Raw genomic sequence first — 16,606 nt, 5'->3', positions numbered from 1 at the left:
CTCAACCCACAAGAATGGCAGTGTCGGAAGTGAAGCTATACTTCGGCACTTCCAGATTCTTGGGGGCAGGCCCCTTACGGATGCGGGCGGCCGTGTCATAGGACGAACCGTGGCAGGGGCAGAAATAACCGCCGAATTCGCCGCGATTTTCGCCCTCGCCCGCGCCCAGCGGCACGCAGCCCAGATGGGTGCAGACACCCATGGTGATCAGCCACTGCTTCTTGCCGTCGACCGTCCGCTCCGCCAGCGTCTGCGGATCGCGCAGCGTGGACGGATCGACCTTGTCGGCCTCGGCAATTTCCTTTTCGGTGAGCTGGCGAACGAACAGCGGCTGCGACCGGAAGGTGGTCTTGATCGCCTGGCCCGGCTGGATCGCGGAAAGATCGACCTCGGTCGATGCGAGCGCCAATACGTCGGCGCTGGGGTTCATCTGATCGATGAGCGGGAGAATGACACCGACGGCGCCCACCCCTGCGAAGCTCACCGCAGCGATATTGATGAAATCGCGGCGACGCACTCCGTCTTCGCCGGATAGACCCTGCCCGTCAACTTGTTCTGAGTTCGCCATGCACCTCTACCCTTGCAAGACTTCCCTATTCACGCCGGAATGCCTTGAGTGATCCTGATTATCAAGGGAGTTAGGGTATACCCCGCCTCCCCCCGGCGTGGGTCAAAGGTCTGATAACCGGACTGTCAGGGCTTTGCCAACCGCAAAGTCATCCAGACTATGACAAATCGCCGCGCTGCATTATGCGACAGCCATGCGTATCGCTCTCTACCAGCCCGAAATCGCCGGCAATGTCGGCGCCATCCTGCGCCTCGCCGCCTGTTTTGCCGTGCCCGTCGACATCATCATGCCGACCGGATTCGCCTTTTCCGACGCCCGGCTGAAGCGCGCGGCAATGGATTATGGCGCAGCGGCCGAAGTCGTGCGCCACGCCAATTTCGAGGCGTTCGACGCGGAAAGACGGGCCGCCGGCCGCCGCCTGCTGCTGATGAGCAGCCACGCGTCGGAACGACTGCCCGATGTGACATTTCGCAGTGACGATGTCTTGCTGATGGGATCGGAAAGCGCGGGCGTGCCCGATCATGTCCGCGATCTGGCCGATATTCGCGTGCGCATTCCGATGGCGCCGGGCTTCCGCTCGCTCAACATCGCCGTTTCCACCGGCATCGCCGTTGCCGAGGCCCTTCGCCAGACCGGGAGCTTCCCCGCATGACGCCTGACATCCGCTTTCCCCTGAACCCGCAGCAGCAGGCGGCCCGTACCTGGTTCGAATCGCTGCGCGACCGGATCTGCGCGGAGTTCGAGGCGATCGAGCGCGAAGCCGGCAGCGACGCCAGCTTCGCCTACACCCCTTGGGATCGCGAGGCCGAAGGCGTTGCTCCCGGCGAAGGCGGTGGCGGCGTGCGCGGGATGATGAAGGGCAAGGTCTTCGAGAAGGTGGGCGTCAACATCTCCACCGTGACCGGCGATCTTGCCCCCGGCTTTGCCCAGACCATCCATGGCGCGGCCGACAATCCGGCCTTTTTCGCCACCGGCATCAGCCTGGTCGCGCATATGGCGAACCCGCATGTGCCGGCCGTCCACATGAACACCCGCTTTCTCAATACCACCAAGAACTGGTTCGGCGGCGGCGCAGACCTCAATCCGCCCCTGCCGCGCGACGAGGATACGGCGGATTTCCACGCGGTGTTGCAGGCCGCCTGCGACGCCCATGATCCGGCCTATTATCCGCGCTTCAAGGCCTGGGCGGACGAATATTTCTTCATCCCCCATCGCGGCGTGCACCGCGGCGTCGGCGGCATCTTCTACGATCATCTCGAATGCGCGGACGATGCGGCATTCGACGCCAATTTCGCCTTCACCCGCGATGTCGGCGACGCTTTCCTGGAGGCCTTCCCGCCGATCGTGCGGCGGCGGATGAATGAGGCGTGGGGCGAGGAAGAGTATCGCACCATGCTGGAATGGCGCGGCCGCTATGCCGAATTCAACCTGGTCCATGACCGCGGCACTTTGTTCGGGCTCAAGACCGGCGGCAATATCGACGCGATCCTGATGAGCCTGCCGCCGATGGCGAGCTGGAGCTGATCGCGTGGCATTGACCCCGGTCGATCCGCGCGAGATCGCGACCATCGTCACCCATCTGGAAATGCGCGAGCGGCCCAGGCCCGCGCCGATCCCGCCCGCGCCGCTGCGGCTGGTGCCGTGGAAGACGCCGGACCTTGGCGCCTATCGCGCCCTGTTCCGCCGCGTGGGCGAACCGTGGCTGTGGTTCTCGCGGCTGGTGATGCCGGACGATCAACTCGCGGCTATCCTGCATGATCCCTTGGTCGAGGTCTATGCCGTCACCGACCCGCGCGGGGTAGAGGTCGGCCTGCTGGAGCTGGATTTCCGCAGCCCGTCACAATGCGAGCTGGCCTTTTTCGGGCTGGTGCCCTCGCTCAACGGCAAGGGGCTGGGCAAATGGCTGATGGCGCAGGCCAAGTCGCTCGCCTGGCGCAAGGGGGTGGAGCGCTTCTGGGTCCATACCTGCACGCTCGATAGTCCGGCGGCACTCGGCTTCTACATCAAGTCGGGCTTCACCCCCTATGGCCGGGAGATCGAGACCTTCGCCGATCCGCGCCTGCTGGGCCTGCTGCCGCCCGAAGCAGCGCCGCAGATCCCGATGTTCGGTCAGCCGGCCGACGCCTGACGATAGATGCGGGCCAGCATCACCAGCATATAGACCTGGATCACGGTCGATACCGCCGCCGAGGCGACGCCGCCCACCAGCCGGGCGGCCTCCGGCCCGGCGGCAAGGCCGGCGAGCGCACCGAAGATCGTCTGTGCCGCCATGCTGGCAATGCCCGACAGCAGGGTGATCAGGATGATGAAGCCCAGCAGCCGCCAGAAACAGCCCCGCGTCAGCGCCCAGGCATGGCGCAGCGAGGGCACCACCCCCTGATTGCCGTCGATCACCGCCGGATTGAGCAGCATCAGCCGGACGCTGGCGAAGATGGTGGCCCCACCGACAAAGGCGCCGAGGATGGCGCCGATGCTGGTGCCCACGGACTCCGAGACCAGGCTGGCCAGGACGGCGACCAGAATCGCGGCCAGCATCAGCCCGCCGATCAGGAACATGGCGAGCAAGGCGGTACCCAGTAGCACAGGCAGTCGCGCGAAGCCCAGGCGCAACGCCTCCCCAACGCTGATGCCCGGCCGCAGCGCCAGCGCAAACAGCGTCAGCGATCCGAACCAGATGATGACGACACCCAGCAGCATCGCCAGCGCAAAGCCCGGCGGAATATCGGGCAGGCCGGTGCGCTGGGGATTGGCCATCCATTCGGCCAGTTGCGGCGGCGTCATTTCCTGCAGGATCAGCCCCGGCAGGGCCAGGAACAGCAGCGCGACGGGAAAGAGCAGCGACGCTTCGCGGGCGACGAAGGCAACTGCCTCCTCCCACGCCTTGCCGATCGAGACTGCCGCCATATCTAATGCCTACCCCTGTCCTGCGAAATGCGGCCCGAGACTTGATCGCTCGCCCCGCTCAAGTCAAGGAAGCGCCATGACCGATCCCCTGCCCTTTCCTGACGTCGAGTGGCGCAACGATGCCAACCCCGTCGACTATCCGACCGCCCTTGCCGATATGGAGGCGCGGGCCGCCGCCATTTATGAAGGCGATGCGCGCGAGCGCGTCTGGCTGCTGGAGCATCCGCCGCTCTATACCGCCGGCACCAGCGCCGATCCGGCCGAACTGATCGATCCGCGCTTTCCTGTCCATGATGCCGGACGCGGTGGCCGCTATACCTATCATGGGCCGGGCCAGCGCATCGGCTATCTCAACATCGACCTGCGCGAGCGCGGCAAGGATGTGCGCAATTTCGTCCATCATCTCGAAGGCTGGATGATCGACGCGCTCGCCGATCTGGGCATTGCCGCCCGCCGCGCCGAAGGGCGCATCGGCATCTGGACTGACGACCGGCAAGGGCGCGAGGCGAAGATCGGTGCGCTGGGCATCCGCGTCCGTCGCTGGGTGACGCTGCACGGCTTTTCGATCAACGTCGATCCCGACCTGTCCCATTTTGGCGGCATCGTGCCGTGCGGGATCAGCGAGTTTCCGGTGACCAGCATCGCCGCACTGGGCGGCAATGCCTCGATGGAAGCCCTTGATGCCGCGCTCAAGGCGCATTTCCCCGCCTTTCTCGGCCGGCTGCGGCGCTGCGGATCGGGCGACGGCACGGGACTTGAGCAATGCGGGACCGCCCGCTAGGGTCCGCCACTTCGCCAGGTGGGGGGCCGCCGGGCATGTTGAGCCATGTTATGGAGACCCGGATGCGCCTTGACGCAAGGATGATGACTGCCGCCCTGTTGATCGGCTGCATGCCGCTGGCAGGCTGCGGCGGTGGCGGCGAAAAGAGCGGCAACACGGTGCAGATGAAGGATATGGAAGTGGTCGATGGCACCGCCACCGACGCCATGACCGATCTGGACGGCGTCCAGAGCGAGGGCACCAGCCTGGCCCTGCCGGAAAACCGCACCGAACCAAAGACCGCTGCCCCGGCCAAGGCGGACAATGCGACCGCCCCCGCCAATGATGAGGAAGTCGTGTCGGATCAGTGAGGCTTTTGCCGTTCACTTCCGATACAGCCGCGCTATAGTCGATGCCGTTATGGGGGAATTGGGCGTTCGCGCCGTCAAGACCCCGGCTGAGAGGGTTTATTCAATGACGTTCCGTTTTCGCTCGCGCCAGGCCTTTGCCGCCCTGACGATCGCTGCTGCGTCGCTCGCCGCCGCGCAGCCGGCCGCCGCGCAATTCTTCTGGTCGCCGCCCGACATGTCGGCCCCTGCCCTGACGGACGAGGCCGCCGCCACCGCGCTGGGCCTGCCCGGCGCCACCGCGGACGAGATCAAGGCTGGCCTCACCTGGAACCTGCGCGCCGCGATCAACGTCGCCGCGCTGCAGTGCCAGTTCGAACCGACCCTGCTGTCGGTCAGCAACTACAACGCCATGATCGCCCATCATGACGCCGAACTTGACGCGGCGCAGGCGACGCTGCTCAGCTATTTCCAGCGCACCAAGGGCAAGGGCAAGCCCGGCCAGTCGGCGTCCGACATGTATAATACCCGCATCTATTCGGGCTATTCGACGGTCCAGGCGCAACGCGGCTTTTGCCAGGCGGCGGCGGCGGTCGGTCGCCAGGCGATCTTCGCCGATCGCGGCCAGCTCAACGTCGTCGCGCGCCAGGGCCTGGCCTCGATCAAGAAGTCGCTCGTCCATGCCGGCGAGCAATATTATGGCGATCCGGGCTGGAACTATCAGCTCGCTTTGCCCTCGCTCGACGCCAAATGCTGGAAGAAGGGCGTGCTGCTGCCCGAATGCCACCAGCAGTGGAACCAGAAGGCGGGCGTCCAGCCCTGATCTGACAGACGCTTAACGCAGGCCCAGATATTTATGGGCCTGCACCGTCAGCCGCCAGCGCGGCCGGGCCATCACCAGATCGATGGCCGCGCGGGCATTGTCCACGGCATGGGCATCGTCGAGCGGCTGGACCAGCAGATGGTCGAAGCCCCAGCCCTCCATCGCCTCGACATCCGCCAGGCTGTGGCCGCCATCGGGCTGCGGCCAGACCAGCTTCAGCTCATTGCCCTTCACCTGGACCACGTCGCTGCCCGCCTTGGGGCTGATGCAGACCCAATCGATGCCCGGATGCGCCGGCAAGGTGCCGTTGCTTTCGATCGCGATGGTGAAGCCACGGGCATGGAGCGCGTCGATCAGCGCATCGTCGACCTGCAACATCGGCTCGCCACCAGTCAGGACGATATAGGGGCCTTCCCCCTCGCCCCAGAAGGCGAATGCCGCATCGGCCAGCGCGTCGGCGGTCGCGAACTTGCCGCCGCCATCACCGTCGGTGCCGACGAAATCAGTGTCGCAAAAGCGGCATACGGCATCGCGCCGGTCCTGCTCGCGCCCGCTCCACAGGTTGCAGCCGGCAAAGCGCAGAAATACCGCACGCCGCCCCGCCTGCACGCCTTCGCCCTGCAGGGTCAGGAACATTTCCTTGACCGCATAGGTCATGTGTCAGGCCTTTCCGGGACGCGTCGCATAGACGGTGGGATCGGGCAGGCCCGCTTCCTCGAAGCCCTTCGAGCGCAGGCGACAACTGTCGCACAGGCCGCAATGCTTGTTGTCGGGCGTCGGATCATAGCAGGACCAGCTCAGCCCGGCATCCAGGCCCAGGCGATGCGCCTCGCGCACGATGTCCGCCTTGGTCATGAACTGCAGCGGTGTGTTGATGCGGATTGGATGGCCCTCGACCCCCGCCTTGGTCGCCAGCGTCGCCATCTTCTGGAACGCATCGATGAATTCGGGACGGCAGTCGGGATAGCCCGAATAGTCGAGCGCATTGACGCCGATATAGATGTCGCTGGCCGAAGCGACTTCGGCCAGGCCCAGCGTCAGCGACAGGAAGATGGTGTTGCGCGCCGGCACATAGGTGACCGGGATTTCGTCGCCCACGCCGCCCTTGGGCACTTCGATGTCGGCGGTCAGTGCCGACCCGCCAAAGGCCGTGAGGTCGAGCGGCAGCACGATATGCGACATGGCATTGAGCGCCGTCGCAACCTTGGCCGCGGCGCGCAGTTCGACGCGATGGCGCTGATTATAATCGATCGTCAGCGCCAGGACGCGATAGCCCGCTTCGCGCGCAAGCCCGCCCGCGACCATTGAATCCAGCCCGCCCGAAAGCAGGACGACGGCGAATTTTCCATTCTGTGCGACCATGATGCTGCGCTAGACCTCGTTATGTTGCAGTGCAAGGGGGCCGCCGGTCAGCGGCATGCCCCGACATGGCGCCCTTCGACCATGTTGGAAAAGGGCGCGCCGTCGCTGATCCCCTGCGATCGTATCTGGATGAGGCGCGGCGTTTCGACGCGCAGGTCGGTGCGCGCATTGCCAGCCGCACCGCAATCGAAGGTCACGGTGGCGGCAGCAGGCGCGTCGCTGACCACGAACGGCTTGCAGCCGGGGCCAGCATTGGCCGGCTCCAGCAACTGATGCGGCATCGTCACGCACAGGCGGCGGGGCGGCGCGGTGGGATCATCGCGCAGACGCAATTCCCATTCACCCGTTTCCAGCTTGGCGAGCGCAGCCAGTTGCGGGGCGTTCGCCGCCCCGGCCCAGCTTGCCATCATCATTGCCGCCGCGGCGCCCAGCGCCTGCAGCCCCAGCCTTGCCATCTTGCGTCCAAACCTTGTCATCGGCGCCGGGGAGCGGCGCCATGCTTCATCCTGTTGTGCCGCGCAATTGCGGCAATTTGATAGCGCGGGGCGAACGGCCCTGCCGCAATTGCCCCGCGCCGGCTTTCAATGGGTAACGAAACTGTCCAGCGCGAGCGGGAACAGACGCGAGCAGAAGGCGCAATCGACGCCGATAATGCCTTTCTCGTCCGCCATCGCCACCCGTTCGTCCACCGGGAAGCGGCCGATCACATCGCGAATATGGGCAAGGTCACAGCGACAGCCCTTGGCGAGCGCCGTCGTCTCGGTGACGCGCACTTCCTCTTCTTCATGGAACAGGCGCCAGGCAATGTCGGTCAGCGGCAGGTCGAGATCGGTCAGTTCCTCGTCGCGCAGCGTACCGGCCAGCGCCTGCACATGTTCCCATTCGGGATGGTCGTGGCGCACATGCAGGCGCTCGCGCCCCACTTCGCCTTCGGGCAGATGCTGAAGCAGCAGGCCCGCCGCGACACAGCCTTCGCCCGGCTCATGCCGGGTCGCGATCTGGACGATGCTGGGGATCTGTTCGGACTGGAAGAAATAATGCTCCGCCGCCTCGGCCAGCGACGATCCATCCAGCGGCACGATGCCCTGATAGCGCTCGCCGGTCGCCGCCTGGTCGAATGTGATCGCCAGATAGCCCTTGCCGAACAGGCCGAACAGGGTCGGATCGCTGCCGATTTCCGCCAGCCGCTCGGCATCGAACTTGGCATAGCCGCGCAGTTCGCCGCCCTTGTAATCGGCCACCAGCAGGCTGACGACGCCATTTTCGGTCTGCGCCTGCAGGGTCAACTGGCCGCCGGCATCCTTGAGCAGGCTGCCGAGCAGCGCCCCCAGGACCAGCGAGGACGCCAGCACCCGCTCGATCGCCGGGGGATAGGCATGGGCGGACAGCACCTGGTCCAGCACCGGCCCCAGCCGCACGAAACGGCCGCGCACATGGCGCGAGGGGATGGTGAAGCCAAGGGCCTGATCGACATTGGAACTGGTCACGATATTTCCTTCCGATCCACCCGCCCCGAAAGCCGCGAGGGCCCGTCCTCCGCTTCCCAGCGCAGGACAGGCCCCGTCATCTTTCAGGGCGAACGGAAAATTTCGCCCGAATATAGGGTGAGCTTACAGCTTTCCAAGCGCCCAGAGCAGAACCGACTTCTGGGCATGGATGCGATTTTCCGCCTCGTCCCAGATCAGCGACTGCGGGCCATCGATCACCGCCTCCACCACTTCCTCGCCGCGATGGGCGGGCAGGCAGTGGAGGAATTTGGCGTCCGCCTTGGCGCCCGCCATCAGTTCCGGCGTCACCTGATAGGGCATCATCGCCGCCAGCTTCGCCTCGGCATGGGCCTGCCCCATGGAGATCCAGGTGTCGGTGACGACGACGTCGGCGCCGGCCACCGCCTGTGCCGCATCACGAGTAAGGGTGATGGTCGAACCCGCTGCCTTCGCCGCCGCGGCAAAGGACGGATCGGGATCATAGCCCTCAGGGATGCCCATGCGCACGTCGAACTTCATCAGCCCGGCGGCCTCGACGATCGAGTGGAGGACGTTGTTGCCGTCGCCCAGCCAGGCCCACTGACTGCCCGGCAGCGCCAGGCCATGCTCGACCACGGTCAGCAGGTCGGCGACGATCTGGCAGGGATGCGACAGGTCGGTCAGGCCATTGATGACCGGGACGCTGGCATATTCGGCCATTTCCTCGATCTTGGCATGATCGTCGGTGCGGATCATGATCGCATCGGCCATGCGACTGAGCACGCGCGCCGTATCGGCCACGGTCTCGCCACGGCCAAGCTGGCTGGTCGCGCCATCGAGGATCAGCGAATTGCCGCCCAACTGGCGGATTGCCATATCGAAGCTGACGCGGGTGCGCGTGCTGTTTTTCTCGAAGATCATCGCCAGCGTGTGGCCGGCGAGCGGCGCATCGGCGTCGACCCAGCCCTTGGGCTTGCCCGCCCGCGCCGCCTTGCGGTCGATGGCGTCGGCGATCATCGCGGCGATCGCGTCGCCGCCCGCATCGGTGAGATTCAGGAAATGCTTGGTCATTGGAAACAACCTCTAACCCGTTCAGGCTGAGCGAAGTCGAAGCCCCCGCCTGAACGAAGTGAAGGCACCTCGCTGCGCTCGGCGATACCCTTCGACTTCGCTCAGGGCGAACGGAAACTAAATGGTCAGGCCGCCTTGGCGTCCGCGAAGCTCCGCGCGCCGGCGGAAATCTTCTCGATGCACTCGGCGATATGGCTTTCGTCGATGACGAGCGGCGGCAGGATGCGCAGCACATTCTGGCCCGCCGACACCGACAGGAAGCCATGATGGTCGCGCAGATGGCCGACAAAGGCGCGCGCATCATAGGCGTCCTTCATCTTGACGCCCAGCATCAGCCCCATGCCGCGCACATCCTCGAACATGTCGTCATGGTTCGGGATCATCTGCTCCAGCGCCGAACGCAGACGCGCACCCATCGCCGTCACCTGCTCCAGGAAGCCATCCGCCAGCACCTCTTCCAGCACCGCGATGCCCACCGCCATGGCGAGCGGGTTGCCGCCATAGGTGGAGCCATGGGTGCCGAACACCATGCCCTTGGCCGCTTCCTCGGTGGCGAGACAGGCGCCGAGCGGGAAGCCCGCGCCGATGCCCTTGGCCACCGCCATGATGTCGGGCTTCACGCCATATTGCTCATGGGCGAAGAAGGTGCCGGTGCGGGCATAGCCGCACTGCACTTCGTCCAGGATCAGCAGCAGGCCATGCTCGTCGCACGCCTTGCGCAGGCCGGTCAGGAATGCCTGGGTTGCCGGGGTCACGCCACCTTCACCCTGCACCGGTTCCAGCAGGAAACCGGCGGTATTGTCATCGATCGCGGCCAGTGCCGCGTCGAGATCGTTGAAGGGCACGACCTGGAAACCGGGCAGCAGCGGCTCGAACCCGTCGCGCATCTTGGGCTGGCTGGTCGCCGAAATGGTGCCCAGCGTGCGGCCGTGAAAGGCGTTGTCGAAGCTGATGATCTTGTGCCGGTGCGCTTGCCCATTGGCATAATGATAGCGGCGCGCGGTCTTGATCGCGCACTCGACCGCTTCGGCACCCGAATTGGTGAAGAAGACGGTGTCCGCAAAACTGTTATCGACCAGCTTCTGCGCAAATTCCTCCCCCAGCGGCGAACCGTAGAGGTTGGAGATATGCATCAGCGTCGCAGCCTGATCGGCAATGGTCTTCACCAGCTTGGGGTGGCCATGGCCCAGAAGGTTGACGGCGATACCGCTGGCGAAGTCGAGATAGCGCTCCCCGCGCTCCCCGATCAGATAGCAGCCCTCGCCTCGGACCGGACGCACATCGCACCGGGGGTAAACGGGCATGAGCGGCGTAATCGACATGTGCCTTCCCTTTCTGGGTTGATGCTGCGCGTCCGTGCGCATTGGATATAACGCAAAAAGGCGGCCCCCGCCGGGCCGCCCTTGTGCGAGTGCCGCCTATACAGGCCACCGGAAGGGGGTGCAACCCCGCAACCGGGCCAGTCGGCAGCCTATGGACTGATCGCCCCGTGAACGATCAGGGCTGGCCGATCTGGCTCCAGGCATCGGCAATCTCGCCGACCATGGCGCGGGCCTGCTCGACGGGCGCGGCATCATGCTCCTTGGCGCTGACCAGCAGCAGCCGGCGGGCCTCGCGATAGATGCGCGCCAGGCCGGTGGCGATGTCGCCACCCTTGTCGAAGTCCAGGCTGGCTTCGAGCGCGAACAGGATCGACATGGCGCGCGCCTGCTTGTCGGACACCTTCAGCCGGTCGCCATTGCGTTCGGCCAGCGCCGTGGCATCGAGCGCGATCAGCAGTTCGTCGAACAGGATCTTGACCAGCGCGTGGGGCGTGGCGCCCTCGATCCGGCTGCCCGAATGCACCGCCGCATAGCGCCGTGCCGCTGCCGTACCCGCAAAGCTGTGATTATAGAACATGCGTCAAAATCCCCGGTTAATCGTCACTGCTATTCCAGGCATCGATCTGCTGCTGGAGATAGCTTTGGGTTGCGTTGAGCGCAGACAGCTTGGTCTGCATTGCCGAATAGATGGAAGTCAGGCGCGTCTCATAGTCGGCCATGTCCTCGTCCAGCTTTTCGAGCTGTTCGGTCAGGCTGTCGGCCAGCTTCTCATAACGGTCCTGGGCCGCCTTGATCGGGCCGTTCTCCAGCTCGATATTGTCGCGCACGCTGTCCATCAGGCCCGACAGGCCCAGATTGTCGGCGGTCGACTTGGCGGGATTGAGCATCTTGGTGATGCCCGCCGGGTCGGCGGCCAGCGCCTTGTCCAGCGTGTCGGTGTTGAGCGTCAACGTGCCGTCGCGGTTGGTCGCGATGCCGATATCGGCCAGCGTCTTGTAGCTGCCGGTCGAAGCCAGCTGGGTCGAGGTGATCTTCGAGAGCTGCGACTTCATGTCGCGCACCGCCGACACACCGTTGAGGACGCCCGCTGTGGACGAATCCGTACCGGTCGAGGTCGACGTGTTCAGCGCCTTCATCAGCGTGTTATAGGCGTCGACAAATTCCTGCAGCAGATCCTTCATCGTCGCGGTCGGCTGCGTCATGGTCAGGTTGACCGTGCTGTTGACGTCCGCCGCGGTCAGTTCGATCCGCAGATAGGGGATCGCATCGTCGATGGTGTTACTGGCATATTCATAGTCGGTGCCGTCGAGCGTGATCTTCGCATTGGCCGGGTCCGACGTCGAGGTCATCGCGCTGCTGTTGAGGCCGGCGAGAACGCTGGTCGAGCTGTCGGCCGAGCTGGTGATGGTGAAATCATTGGCCGCGCCGGTTTCGCCCTTGAACACCAGCCGCGTGCCCTGCGCATCGGTGACGACGCTCGCGGTCACGCCGATGTCGGCCGCGTTGATCGCCGAAGCCAGGCCGGAAAAACTGTTATTGCTCGAATCGACGGTGATCGTCGCGGTCTTGCCGCCCGCCGTCGTGATGGTGAGCGATCCGGTGCCGACGGCCGTGCTGCTGGTCGCGCCGCTCGTCGAGGTCGAGGCGAAGATGCGGGCGGTCGCCAGCGACTTCACCACCAACTGTGCCGGCATGCCGGTCGGCGTGCCGCCGCTCAGCAGGCTGACCGACGCGATGTTGGTGTTGGTCGAATTGGGCGTGCCGGTATATTCGGCACCCGACAGGACGCTGGTCAGCGCATCGGCGAAGGTGTCGAGCGAACTGATGGCCGACGCCAGTGCCGAAATGCGGGCATTGTTCGTCGTCTGCTGGGTGGTGATCGCGGACTGGCGCGGATCGCGGGTCGCGCTGACCAGGCTGGTGACGAGCGCGCTCGTGTCGATGCCCGAATTGGCACCCAGCGCCGACAGGATGCTGCTCCCTACCGATGTCGTCGTCGTTGCCATGGGCCGTCCTTTCAAATGAGAGAACGGCCGTAGCGCGAAGATGTTTAGGAATGATTTTCAAGCTGATGGCAAAGCCCGCAAAAAAGCGGGCATGGCCGCGATCAGATCGCCGATGCGGACAGGATCTGGTCGACGGTTCCGCGCGCGACATGCGCCTGGGCGGCATAGGCATAGCTGGCCTGCTGGGCGATCCGCTTGGCCAGGTCGGCCGCCTGCTCCACCGCCTCGCGGGTGGCGGGCGGCAGCGGAATGTAGATGAAGGGCTGCGGCATCATCGCCTGGACGGCGGCCGATGCGCCATCGACCGACACATCCCCCTGCCCGGCGCGCATATCGGCCAGGATATCGGCGATCCGGGCATGGATGCGCGCATATTCGGCGGCGCCGGCGGCATCCTCGTCGACCGCAACGACATCGACCGCAAAACTCTCCTGCCTGCGCGCATCGCTGGCAGACATGTTGCCCTGCTCGGTTGCCGATTCCGTCGCTGAAACCGGCTGAACGGCCGCAGCCGGCGCCGGCGCGCGAACGACGCTCCGGTCCACTGGCGAAATCTCGCTACGCGAAAGATACTCGTTCATGACGCACCATCCTAATGCGTCCCCGTAAACAGAATACGGACAAGCGTGGCTAAACTTTAATTCACCATCGCCCTAATTCTTCGATCAACTGCCAAGTATCAGCAAATTCTCTACAATTTCTTTCCATCCGGATCGAAACGCAGATCTTCGGGCACGGTAATGAACGGACGGTCCATTTCCGTCGCCATCTTGTTCTCGACCCGGAAGACGAAGGCCAGCACCGTCGCCACCGCCATGTAGAGGCCTTCATTGACGATCTCGCCAGCGCGCGAGGTGAAGTAGATGGCGCGCGCCAGTTCGGGATATTGCAGCACCGACACGCCATGATCCTCGGCCAGTTCGCGGATCGAGGCCGCGATCGCATCACAGCCGCGCGCGACCACGACCGGCGCGGCATCCACGCCCGGACGATAGCGCAGCGCCACCGCGAAATGGGTCGGGTTGGTGATGATGACGCTGGCCTCTGCCACCGCCTGGCGGGTCGATCCGTTCAGCACCTCGAACTGGCGCCGGCGGATCTGCCCCTTGAGTTCGGGCGAGCCCTCGCTTTCCTTATGCTCGTCCTTGATGTCCTGCTTGCTCATGCCCAGCCGCTTGGCGCGCTGGAAAATCTGCATCGGCACGTCGATGCCGGCGATCACGAACAGCCCGCCCGCCATCACCAGGCAGACCAGGATGAACATGTTGCCAAGGTCGCTGATCGCATTGCCGACCCCCGCCTTGCCCAGGCCGATGATCGCGGTCAGCCGGTCCCAGATCATCCAGAAGCCGACCGCGCCCAGCAGCCCCACCTTGGCGATCGACTTGACCAGTTCGATCAGCCCCTGCGCGCCGAACATGCGCTTGAGGCCCGAAGCCGGGTTCATCTTCGACGCCTTGGGCGCGAAGGCACCAGGACGAAAGCCCAGCGATCCGAGCAGCGCCGGCGCCGCGATCGCGGCAAAGAAGGTCGCGAGCAATACGCCGCCCACCGGCAGCGCGATGTCCGCCAGCAGGCCGGTGCCACGCGTCACCGGCGAGAAGTTTACGATATCCTCGCGCCCGAAGCGCAGCGCGCGGGTCAGCATACCCGACAGCGCGTCGATCAGGCCCGGCCCGGCAACCGCCAGCCAGCCGATGCCGGCCATCACCACCAGGGCCGTCCCCAGTTCGCGGGACTGGAGGATATCGCCTTCCTTGGCGGCATCCTGCAATTTCTTCTGTGTCGGTTTTTCGGTCTTTTCGCCGCCCTCGGATCCGCCCGCCATGGCTCAGCGTCCTTCCGAGATGGCGCGGGCCTGTTCCAGCCCCGACTTGAGCGCGATGGTGATGCCCTCGCCCATCACCGGCACCGCCATCGCCAGCAGCACCAGCCCCGCCATCACTGCCATCGGCATGCCGACGGCGAACAGGTTGAGCGCGGGCGCGGTGCGCGCCAGCATGCCCATGACGATCTGCACCAGCACCAGCGCAAAGCCGACCGGCAGCGCGATCGTGACCCCGGCACCCAGCAGCGAGCCGCCAAATTGGATCATGTGCCAGACCGCATCATTGCTGAGCATCGCCGCGCCCGGCGGCAGCGCCTTGTAGCTCTGCACCACGAAGCTGACGAGCAGCAGATGGCCGTCCATCGCCAGCAGCAGGAAGGTCGAGAGGATCGACAGGAACTGGCCGACCGCCTGCGTCCCCTGCCCCGACCCCGGATCGACCATCGCGGCAAAGCCCAGCCCCATGGTGTTGGCAATCGCCTCACCCGCGACGAAGGCGGCGGAATAGCCGATCTGCACGGCAAAACCCATGGCAAGGCCCGTCAGCACTTCGCCGGCGACCAGCATCACGCCTTCGAAACTGGCGACGCCATCATGCGGCAACTGGATGGTGACGCTGTTGAGCGCCGCCATGCCAAGCGCGAGCGACAGGATCAGGCGCAACTGAAGCGGCATCGCGGGCGCACCGAAGACGGGCGCGGCCAGAAAGGCCGCACCGGGGCGGATCATGGCGATCAGCCAGATCCACAATTGCGTCTCGACGCCTGCGAAGCCGGGTGCGATCATTGCAGCAGGTCCGGTATCCGCTCGAATATCTCGCGCGTGAAGTCAGCGATCAGCACCATGATCGACCCACCGAACAGGGTCAGCATCGCCCCCACGACCAGAATCTTGGGAATGAAGCTGAGCGTCTGTTCGTTGATCGACGTCGCGGCCTGGACCATGCCGATCAGCACGCCCGCGACCAGCGCCGGAATCAGGATCGGCGCCGTCGCCAGCGCCGTGATCCACAGCGCATGCTGTGCCAGGCCCATGAAGAAATCCGCATTCTCCATTGCCGCCCTCCTATGTCGCGAAGGAGCCGGCGAGCGACCCCATCGTCAGCGCCCAGCCATCGACCAGCACGAACAGCAACAGCTTGAAGGGCATGGAGATGATCGTGGGCGACAGCATCATCATGCCCAGCGCCATCAGGGTCGATGCGACGACCAGGTCGATGATGAGGAAGGGCAGGAAGATCATGAAGCCGATCTGGAACGCGGTCTTCAACTCGCTGGTGACGAAGGCCGGCAGCAGGATCGTGAAGGGAATGTCGTCAGGCGTACGGAAGGCCGGGGCCTCGGCCATGTTGGCGAACAGCTTGAGGTCACTCTCGCGCGTCTGCTTGGCCATGAAGCCGTGCAGCACCTTGCCCGAACGGCCGACCGCTTCCTCGATCGATATCTGGCCCTTGCCATAGGGATCATAGGCCTGGCCGTTGATCTGGTCGATCACCGGTCGCATCACGAACAGCGACAGGAACAGGGCAAGCCCCACCAGCACCTGGTTGGGCGGCGTCTGTTGCAGGCCCAGCGCCTGGCGCAGCAGCGACAGGACGATGATGATCCGGGTGAAGCTGGTCATCATGAGGATCAGCGACGGCAGGACCGACAGCAGGCTCATGAGGACGAGGATCTGCAGCGACAGCGACAGCGAGCGGCCGTCGCCCGAAATCTGTCCCATCGCGCGGGTCAGCGCGCCGCCATTGTCGACCGGCGCCGGCGCGGCCGGCACCGCCTGCGCCAGCGCAGGATCGACCAGCATCAGCCCGGCGGTCAGCAGGATGCCGCCGACCAGCCAGTGACTAGCGCGCACGATAGGGGTCGCCTTCCGCGATCTTCTCGATCCGGCCACGGGTGACCGACAGCAGGATCTTCTTGCCCTCGAACTCGACCACGGCCAGCTTGCCGAACGTGCCCATCGGCAGCGCTTCCAGCAGCTTCAGCGACCGGTCATTCTGGCCGACCATCATGCCGGGCTGATATTTGCGCCACAGCCACAAGGCACCAAAGGCCATGCCGCCCACAAGCGGCAGCAGGATCAGCAATTTGACGAAATACCAGAACATGCACGCGCCCCGCGTTTAGGTTAATGCGTCATCCGATCCGCA

Annotated in this window: 22 protein-coding genes; 6 read left to right on the top strand and 16 right to left on the bottom strand. The window is 65.0% G+C overall.

The annotated features are described in order from the left end of the window. Position 1: 1 nt before the first annotated feature. Positions 2-568, bottom strand: coding sequence for a ubiquinol-cytochrome c reductase iron-sulfur subunit (petA, locus tag E5554_RS09350; RefSeq protein WP_026109474.1), 567 nt, complete (start codon positions 566-568; stop codon positions 2-4). Positions 569-761: 193 nt separating this feature from the next. Here petA and E5554_RS09345 point away from each other — a divergent pair, with 193 nt between their 5' ends. From E5554_RS09345 to E5554_RS09335, 3 genes are read left to right on the top strand one after another with little or no spacing between them, the layout of a single operon-like run. Then, positions 762-1,220, top strand: coding sequence for a tRNA (cytidine(34)-2'-O)-methyltransferase (locus E5554_RS09345; RefSeq protein WP_004208162.1), 459 nt, complete (start codon positions 762-764; stop codon positions 1,218-1,220). Continuing rightward, complete coding sequence (gene hemF / locus E5554_RS09340) at positions 1,217-2,092, top strand: oxygen-dependent coproporphyrinogen oxidase (RefSeq protein ID WP_136186616.1); 876 nt, start codon at positions 1,217-1,219, stop codon at positions 2,090-2,092. Before E5554_RS09345 ends, hemF begins: the two co-directional genes overlap by 4 nt. Before the next feature lie 4 nt (positions 2,093-2,096). Next, entirely contained in the window at positions 2,097-2,696 is a 600-nt protein-coding gene (locus tag E5554_RS09335; protein WP_069335740.1) for a GNAT family N-acetyltransferase, read from the top strand. Here the strand turns inward: E5554_RS09335 and E5554_RS09330 are convergent. Continuing rightward, positions 2,678-3,472 carry a hypothetical protein gene (locus E5554_RS09330; RefSeq protein ID WP_004208165.1) on the bottom strand — a complete coding sequence of 265 codons (795 nt, stop codon included), beginning with the start codon at positions 3,470-3,472 and terminating at the stop codon, positions 2,678-2,680. The two genes, E5554_RS09335 and E5554_RS09330, sit on opposite strands and share 19 nt — an antisense overlap. Positions 3,473-3,548: 76 nt before the next feature. Here E5554_RS09330 and lipB point away from each other — a divergent pair, with 76 nt between their 5' ends. From lipB to E5554_RS09315, 3 genes are all read left to right on the top strand, one after another. Continuing rightward, the gene (gene lipB / locus E5554_RS09325) at positions 3,549-4,253 is read left to right on the top strand and encodes a lipoyl(octanoyl) transferase LipB (RefSeq protein ID WP_136186615.1); all 705 of its coding nucleotides are present in this window, start codon (positions 3,549-3,551) and stop codon (positions 4,251-4,253) included. Positions 4,254-4,315: 62 nt separating this feature from the next. Beyond that, positions 4,316-4,603: a hypothetical protein gene (locus E5554_RS09320; RefSeq protein ID WP_136186614.1), complete on the top strand. Its 288-nt coding sequence runs from the start codon at positions 4,316-4,318 to the stop codon at positions 4,601-4,603. Positions 4,604-4,706: 103 nt separating this feature from the next. Then, positions 4,707-5,402, top strand: a complete 696-nt coding sequence (locus tag E5554_RS09315; RefSeq protein ID WP_004208168.1) for a hypothetical protein — start codon at positions 4,707-4,709, stop codon at positions 5,400-5,402. Between the two features lie 12 nt (positions 5,403-5,414). Here the strand turns inward: E5554_RS09315 and queE are convergent, their stop codons facing one another. The 14 genes from queE to E5554_RS09245 all read right to left on the bottom strand — a co-directional run bounded on the left by queE (position 5,415) and on the right by E5554_RS09245 (position 16,564). Continuing rightward, the gene (gene queE / locus E5554_RS09310; protein WP_037507690.1) at positions 5,415-6,059 is read right to left on the bottom strand and encodes a 7-carboxy-7-deazaguanine synthase; all 645 of its coding nucleotides are present in this window, start codon (positions 6,057-6,059) and stop codon (positions 5,415-5,417) included. A 3-nt stretch (positions 6,060-6,062) separates the two neighbouring features. Continuing rightward, on the bottom strand, positions 6,063-6,764 hold the full coding sequence (gene queC, locus E5554_RS09305) for a 7-cyano-7-deazaguanine synthase QueC (RefSeq protein WP_004208170.1): 702 nt from the start codon (positions 6,762-6,764) through the stop codon (positions 6,063-6,065). Between the two features lie 47 nt (positions 6,765-6,811). Further along, the gene (locus E5554_RS09300; RefSeq protein WP_037507688.1) at positions 6,812-7,219 is read right to left on the bottom strand and encodes a hypothetical protein; all 408 of its coding nucleotides are present in this window, start codon (positions 7,217-7,219) and stop codon (positions 6,812-6,814) included. A 126-nt stretch (positions 7,220-7,345) separates the two neighbouring features. Continuing rightward, positions 7,346-8,251 (bottom strand): Hsp33 family molecular chaperone HslO, encoded by a 906-nt coding sequence (locus E5554_RS09295; protein WP_136186613.1) that lies wholly within the window; start codon positions 8,249-8,251, stop codon positions 7,346-7,348. 123 nt (positions 8,252-8,374) lie between these two features. Further along, the gene (argF, locus tag E5554_RS09290) at positions 8,375-9,301 is read right to left on the bottom strand and encodes an ornithine carbamoyltransferase (RefSeq protein WP_136186612.1); all 927 of its coding nucleotides are present in this window, start codon (positions 9,299-9,301) and stop codon (positions 8,375-8,377) included. A 125-nt stretch (positions 9,302-9,426) separates the two neighbouring features. Beyond that, complete coding sequence (locus E5554_RS09285) at positions 9,427-10,623, bottom strand: aspartate aminotransferase family protein (protein WP_069335736.1); 1,197 nt, start codon at positions 10,621-10,623, stop codon at positions 9,427-9,429. A 175-nt stretch (positions 10,624-10,798) separates the two neighbouring features. After that, entirely contained in the window at positions 10,799-11,200 is a 402-nt protein-coding gene (locus tag E5554_RS09280) for a flagellar protein FliS (RefSeq protein ID WP_004208175.1), read from the bottom strand. 16 nt (positions 11,201-11,216) lie between these two features. Continuing rightward, positions 11,217-12,629: a flagellar filament capping protein FliD gene (gene fliD / locus E5554_RS09275; protein ID WP_136186611.1), complete on the bottom strand. Its 1,413-nt coding sequence runs from the start codon at positions 12,627-12,629 to the stop codon at positions 11,217-11,219. A gap of 101 nt (positions 12,630-12,730) precedes the next feature. After that, positions 12,731-13,210, bottom strand: a complete 480-nt coding sequence (locus tag E5554_RS09270; protein ID WP_136186610.1) for a hypothetical protein — start codon at positions 13,208-13,210, stop codon at positions 12,731-12,733. 110 nt (positions 13,211-13,320) lie between these two features. Next, entirely contained in the window at positions 13,321-14,457 is a 1,137-nt protein-coding gene (locus E5554_RS09265) for a flagellar type III secretion system protein FlhB (RefSeq protein ID WP_069335734.1), read from the bottom strand. Between the two features lie 3 nt (positions 14,458-14,460). Continuing rightward, entirely contained in the window at positions 14,461-15,243 is a 783-nt protein-coding gene (fliR, locus tag E5554_RS09260) for a flagellar biosynthetic protein FliR (RefSeq protein WP_004208179.1), read from the bottom strand. Beyond that, positions 15,240-15,512, bottom strand: coding sequence for a flagellar biosynthesis protein FliQ (fliQ, locus tag E5554_RS09255; protein ID WP_004208180.1), 273 nt, complete (start codon positions 15,510-15,512; stop codon positions 15,240-15,242). Before fliQ ends, fliR begins: the two co-directional genes overlap by 4 nt. Before the next feature lie 10 nt (positions 15,513-15,522). Further along, positions 15,523-16,260, bottom strand: a complete 738-nt coding sequence (gene fliP, locus E5554_RS09250; protein WP_169863187.1) for a flagellar type III secretion system pore protein FliP — start codon at positions 16,258-16,260, stop codon at positions 15,523-15,525. 40 nt (positions 16,261-16,300) lie between these two features. Then, entirely contained in the window at positions 16,301-16,564 is a 264-nt protein-coding gene (locus E5554_RS09245; RefSeq protein WP_004208182.1) for a flagellar biosynthetic protein FliO, read from the bottom strand. Positions 16,565-16,606 lie beyond the last annotated feature (42 nt).

The organism is Sphingobium sp. PAMC28499 (genome assembly GCF_004795815.1).
Classification (GTDB): Bacteria; Pseudomonadota; Alphaproteobacteria; order Sphingomonadales; family Sphingomonadaceae; genus Sphingobium; species Sphingobium yanoikuyae.
This window is presented reverse-complemented; position numbering and strand designations above follow the sequence as displayed.